Origin of the sequence: Tepidibacillus infernus (genome assembly GCF_048898065.1) — a bacterium.
Classification (GTDB): domain Bacteria; phylum Bacillota; class Bacilli; order Tepidibacillales; family Tepidibacillaceae; genus Tepidibacillus_B; species Tepidibacillus_B infernus.
The window spans coordinates 1692892-1699333 of the sequence record NZ_JBLWFI010000001.1; the positions used below are offsets into that span (position 1 = coordinate 1692892).

Annotated in this window: 6 protein-coding genes; all 6 read right to left on the reverse strand. The window is 36.4% G+C overall.

Going from position 1 to position 6442, the window contains the following annotated elements:
* Positions 1-25: 25 nt before the first annotated feature.
* A complete protein-coding gene (locus TEPIDINF_RS08500) occupies positions 26-1207 on the reverse strand; it encodes a DUF5667 domain-containing protein (RefSeq protein ID WP_421691752.1) in 1182 nt (393 codons plus the stop codon).
* A 136-nt stretch (positions 1208-1343) separates the two neighbouring features.
* On the reverse strand, positions 1344-2438 hold the full coding sequence (locus TEPIDINF_RS08505; protein WP_421691753.1) for a YkvI family membrane protein: 1095 nt from the start codon (positions 2436-2438) through the stop codon (positions 1344-1346).
* Between the two features lie 113 nt (positions 2439-2551).
* The gene (menC, locus tag TEPIDINF_RS08510; RefSeq protein ID WP_068725675.1) at positions 2552-3661 is read right to left on the reverse strand and encodes an o-succinylbenzoate synthase; all 1110 of its coding nucleotides are present in this window, start codon (positions 3659-3661) and stop codon (positions 2552-2554) included.
* A gap of 1 nt (position 3662) precedes the next feature.
* Entirely contained in the window at positions 3663-4514 is an 852-nt protein-coding gene (locus TEPIDINF_RS08515) for a GNAT family N-acetyltransferase (RefSeq protein ID WP_068725678.1), read from the reverse strand.
* Positions 4511-5668, reverse strand: a complete 1158-nt coding sequence (locus TEPIDINF_RS08520; protein ID WP_421691754.1) for a M20 peptidase aminoacylase family protein — start codon at positions 5666-5668, stop codon at positions 4511-4513. The genes TEPIDINF_RS08515 and TEPIDINF_RS08520 overlap by 4 nt, the downstream gene beginning before the upstream one ends.
* Positions 5669-5919: 251 nt before the next feature.
* Positions 5920-6442 (reverse strand): IS4 family transposase (locus TEPIDINF_RS08525; protein WP_421691755.1); only part of this gene is annotated, 523 nt, incomplete at its 5' end.

A 6442-nucleotide genomic window follows, 5' to 3' on the forward strand; every position in this document is an offset into this window, starting at 1 on the left:
TGGGAGGTTTTAATTCATTTATCTATTAGTCGCGCTCTTTTTCACCTTTTTTATGTTCTTCTCTTTCCTTTTTCTCTACCTTAACTTCTTTTACTTCTTTTTTATCGTCATCTTTATCTTCTTTTTCTTGTTTTTCTTTTTCAAGCTTGATTTCTGCTTTGATTTCCAATCCTTTTGGTGTTTCCTTTATTTTTAATTCATTTTTTTGAAGTTTCATACCTGTATTGACCGCTACTTTAGCTTTATCCTTACCTTCATTTACGCTATCATCTGTACTATTTTCAGTTGTCATATTAGAAGTTGTTTGAACTTGTTGGTTCATTTCACCAGTTGTAGCTTCTGTTTGGTTCTCTGTCGTTTGAGTGGTTGAATCTTCAGTATTTTCCTCTGAATCAGCAACAGGTTCAACATTTATCGTTAAACCGCTTTTTTTAAGATTTCCAGGATGTAAGCCTAATTCTTTGGCAACCAATCCAACCCCTTTTGTTGCAAGAAGATTCGTCACCTCTTCTACGGTTTTTCCTGAAAGATTGGAAATAGCGACTGTTAATGCAATCTTACCATATCCAACACCTTGCTCCTTCAAGGTAATCACAATTTCAGGATCTATATCCTTGACAACAGCTGCTGTGATTTTTGCATTTGTAATGGTTTCTTCCATTTGTTCAACTTGTTCTTCATCTAATTCTTCTGTTTCTTCTTGAACAGTAGTGTTTCCTTGCTCAGCCACCTGATCTATTTGTTCACTAGCTTCCGTTACATCCTTTCCATCTGCTTTTGCTTCTTCTAGCGTTGCTCCTGCTTTTACTAAAGCATCTTGGTATGCAGCTAATAAATCTGTAAGAAATTCACTCTTGTTCTCTTCACTGATCGCATCTAATTCAGCTAGACGTTCTGCTGCGATATCTGCATAAAGGGATGCCTTGAACTCTGGATCAAATGTAAAAGTAAGTTGAACATTTTCAAGTAATTTATCTAGGAAATAAAGTGTATCCTCAGGAGTTAATCCAGCATTTACTGTTGTTTCTGCTTGAGTGTTTGTTGTTGCTTCAGTTGAAGTTTCTTGTTGAGTCGTATCAGTTGTAACGGTTTGCTCTTGAACAACTTGTGTTTGCTCATTAATGCTATTAGTGGATTCAGCTGCACTTACTGCAGTAGGAATTACTAAGCTTGATGCTAATAATAAGGTTGCTAATTGTTTTTTCATCTATGATTTCTCCTTTCAAATCAAATCTTGTGATTTTCTTTTCGATATAATTGTTCGGAGAAATCTAAAATTATAAGTGGGTAGATAGAAACTTTTTTGGGAGAATCCCAGCAATATTTATTTCATATAATCGTTTCTAATTTGATTGATTTACCGCTACATTCATGCTTGTTTCTTTTCTTATTTTCACTCGGAACCAAGTTACTACCACCGCACCCATGAGCAAAAATCCTAAATAACCCATAACTGGGTATACGGTTCCTACTAGCTTAGAGAATCCTGCTAAACTAGAAATATAAGCTAGAATACCGGAAAGGATTAAGGCAAACTTAAACTTAGCACTAGTTGGTGAGACGACCCGGGTTGTAAAAGTATAGAGCATCCCTACTGCAGTGTTAAAAATCATGCCTAGAATGACAATGGAAAGAATAGGTGCCAACCAAGGTAATAATTGATTAGCCATGAATAATGTCGGTAATTCTACTCCTGCTAATTGATCGAGTTTTGACATCATTCCTAAATGAATGGTTAAAACTAGCAATCCTAATGTTGCACCTCCAAGAAGCCCTCCTAATCCTAAACTCTTCTTATTATAAGAAACCCCTCCACCCATGGTGATTAAAATCGGGGCGGTAGCTGCCAAATTATAAGAAACATACAAAAGAGCACCAAAAAACCAGTTACTTGAAGCGGCCTTCTCTGGACTAGCAAATGAGTTCATAACCGATAGATCTTTATTCATGTATAAATAGGAAACTAATGTGATGGTTAATACAGCAATCAATAGAAAGGGAGTAAATAAACTAATCACCGAAATCATTTTTTCCATTTTTAATAGTAAAGTCAAGATGGTTAAAACTAAGATAATAATACTACCTAATGTTACAGGAACTCCAAATTGTTGATTTAGAACAGCCCCTCCTCCTGCTAACATGATACCCGCTACCCCAAAAAGGAAAAAGGTTACAACGATATCCATTATCCACCCAATATACTTCCCACTGATTTGATGAATGGCTTGTTTATGAGAAGCAGCTTTAACGTCAGACCCTAATCTCAGCAATTGATACCCAAACCAAGCAAAAAGCAGCCCAGCTATGACACTTCCTAATGTCCCCCACCAGCCAAAATAAGTAAAGAACTGTAGAATCTCTTGTCCAGAAGCAAATCCTGCTCCGACGACTACCCCTACATATGCCCCTGCGATCGTCAATACCTGTTTACCATTCATACTATCATCTCCCATTATTATAATTGATTAAATATTCAGACATTTATATTTATAATTGATGGCTATTTAGTTGATAGCCATCTAATATGATCATCTAGTAATCTTCCACCTTATTACGGGCGAAATGTTTTACTAAATAGTGTTCTCTCCTCAATTTTTTCTCGATTTGGCTCATATCCAATGCCAGGTCGATCAGGAATAAATATGACACCATTTTCTACTGTCACTTCTGGATCAATAATATCTTCCTCCCAATATCGAGAAGATGCTGCTGTATCCCCAGGCATCGTAAAATTGGATAAAGTAGTGATCGCAATATTATGTGCTCTACCTACTCCTGACTCTAACATTCCTCCACACCATACAGGAATCCCATTTTTTTGACATAGGTCGTGGATTTTTTTCGCTTCTGTTAAACCGCCAACACGGCCAATTTTAATATTGATGATCTTACAACTGCCTAGTTTAATCGCTTTTCGAACATCTTCAGCCGAATGAATACTTTCATCAAGACAGATTGGGGTTTTTATCTTTGCTTGTAATTCTGCATGATCAATAATATCGTCATGGGCTAATGGTTGCTCGATCATCATCAGATTATATTCGTCTAATTTAGCCAAATGATCCACATCAGCCAGTGTGTAAGCAGAATTAGCATCTGCCATTAACTGAATATCAGGGAACTTCTGCCGAATCGCTCTAATCACCTCAATATCCCAATTGGGCTTAATTTTTACTTTGATTCGTTTATATCCTTCATTGACATGTTGTTCAATCACTTGCAAAAGCTGGTCAATAGATTTCTGGATACCGATACTGATACCCACTTCGATCGTTTTCTTTTCCCCACCTAACGCTTTAGCCAATGGTATTCCCTTTTCTTTAGCATAAAGATCCCAGACTGCCCCCTCCAACGCAGATTTGGCCATATAATTTCCTTTAATATGTGCAAAACGTTCCGATACCTGATCAGGATGAGTGATGGGCTCTTTTAGTAGTAAAGGAATCAAAAAATCCTCCATAATATGCCAATTGGTTTTAACTGTTTCCTCTTTATAAAGGGGTTCAGTAAAAGCGACGGATTCTCCCCAGCCAGATAATCCATCAGTATTTTTTACTTCCACAAGAATAAACTCTTTATCTTGCTGGGTACCAAAGCTTGTTGTAAAAGGTTTTTTCATCCTCATCTTCATATGTCTTAAAGTAATATATTTAATCTGCATCTCATTCACCCTTTCTTTTTAAAACATAGAAATGAACACCAGCAAACTCTTCATTATTCATTTTTAGAAAATCGCAAACGATCCAACCTTGAGAGAAATAATGGATAAAGATCAATCTTGTTTTCTGTCGCCACTCAATTGCTAACTCAATATCTTGGTGTTTTAATTCCTGAAATTTAGAAGGGATGGGAATAAATAAATATTCTTCTTCATTCTTTGTTATATCTATTTCATTAGGAACCGGAAATCCTTTATTATTCATTTCCCATTGGATAAGAGAATCTTTTGAATGGAATAGGGACTCATCGATCCTTTTACCCATTTGTTTCTCTAATACATGGGAACTTTCCAACCACCACTCGACAAGAAAACGATCAGAAGCCAATCCACGGTTTAAGGGATCATTCATTTCCCCATAAGCATTTTCTATGTAGGTGTTGGTAATTGCTCCTAATTTTCCAATATTTAAATTGGCATTTACACTTTCTAAGGGATCGTAAGTCCAAGTGATTAAACGATACCCCAATTTTAATGCTTCATCCCGTTGAACTCTTTTTAATCGTTCTCCAATTTTTTGATGACGATAATCTGGATGAATAGCGAGCATATGAGAACATAGATAAGCTTCCTTTCCATTAAACCCAGCAAAGCTATATTGGAACCCTACTAATTTCTCTTTGTGAAAAGCTCCAAGTACCAATCCACCATTCTTTACTGCTGTTAAAGTTTGGTGAGTAGGAACAATTTCTTTCATCCCCCAAACTAATTTTTCTAATTCTTGTACTTTTTCCAATTCTTCAAGATTCTTTAAAGAACGGGTCACAATAGATGTTACTACAGGTGTTTGGCTCAATCCTTTCCTCCCCTTTCGAATGTATCAATTACAGCTTGTGCTAAAATCTCTGCACCTAAAAATATGGCTTGATGATTAAATGTCATATTAGGGTGATGTAACCCAGGTTCTAGATCACAGCCAACTCCCAACATCGTTGCCTTGATCGTGGGACGTTCTAATGTATAAAAATGGAAGTCTTCGCCGCCGGGTGTTACGATTCCGTTTACTGCGTTTTCAGAACCTAATGTTTTTTTGATCGTCTCACTCATGATTTTTTTTGCCTCTTCATTTACTTCAGCAGCAGCAATTTTATTGGATGGCAATAGTTTTATTTTTGCTCCATACATCGTTGAAATATTTTGAGATAGACTTTCTATTTTTTGATAGAGCTCATCAAGAACTTGATTGGTTTGTGCACGCAGATCTAAAGCAAATTCTGCAAAATCCGGAATGATATTTACATTTTCCCCACCTGCGTTTAGCCTTGTCATCTTTACTGTTGCAGGTACCATCGGATCTGTATAAATAGTGTGTAGACCATGAATAAAGTGGGAGGCCACATCAATAACATTCACTCCTAAGTGTGGTCTTGCACCATGTGCAGCCTTTCCATGAATCTCTCCTTTTACTAATAAAGCTGCTCCATTATATATGGCAGAACTAACCTTCCCAAATGGAAGCTCTTGAATAGGTCGAAGATGAACACCATATAAGTAATCCACATCATCGACTACACCTTTCTCAATCATTTTTAGAGCACCTGTCCCTTTTTCTTCAGCCGGTTGAAAAATAAGCTTAAACTTTCCTTTTGGTTGAAAACCTACAACTTTAAGAATTTCTAGTGCTCCTAATACCATTGCCATATGGGCATCATGTCCACATGAATGATTGGCGCACCATTTTCCATCAACCTCTTGCCATAAAGCATCCATATCTGAACGAAGAGCAACAGTCAGCTTATGATCTGTATGTATATTGTCCCAAATTCCTATCACTCCAGTTGTATCTTCAAACGTTATCGTTTCTAAACCTAATGCTTGTAATCTCTCTTTTAAAAATTGTGTCGTATTGACTTCCTGCCAACTCAGTTCTGGATGAGTATGTAAGTGTAGAAAATTCTCCATCATCTTTTCTTTTATATTTGCTCTTATATGATTAGAAAGTTCCATCATCTAACCTACCTCATTTATAAAATGTTTCATCCAACTATTAAAAACCAAACTTTTCTGAAAATAATGTTCATATTAAAATTTAATTAAAATTTATAGTTAATCACTAGCGTTGCATAAATATAGTCGAAATTTTCAGTAAATATGTTTTTGTGAATTAGAGCCAAAAGGACAAAACCTAAAGAAAAGGTGATTCTGTCCATTTGGTAAATATATACATTTAAATACTGGAGTGACAGGAATCATGCTTTTATTTATGTGCTAGATCGTTCGTCAAACCGACGTAACCAAATATATGCTGGCTTCCAAATCGCAGCCTTTAACCAGCGAGTGATTTGAAGTAAAGATTTCTTACTCTTCATCTCAAGTTGCACGAGAACATTTAAGCAATAAGTGATTAGTGCTAAGTAGATTTGATTTTGTATTGCCGTTTCACTCATTCCATAAAAATGTTTGATCTCAACATGCTGCTTGAGCCATTTAAAAAATAGTTCAATTGCCCAGCGTGATCGGTAAATTTCACTGATTTCTTCGGCGCTCAAATCAAATCGGTTCGTGATTAACCGAAGGTTATTCCCCTTTGTATCGATCACCTCAAGAAGGCGAAAGATATTTTCTGCCCGTTTTTGTGGTGTCCCGATGTAGACCATTTTATCAGCTAAAACCTTGCTACCTTCGGGAAGAGTAAAACGTTCGATTTCTCGTATGACGGCATTTTTCTTTAGCCTTGATACAAAGAAGTAACCATCATCTGTCATTCGATCAAAACGTTCATAA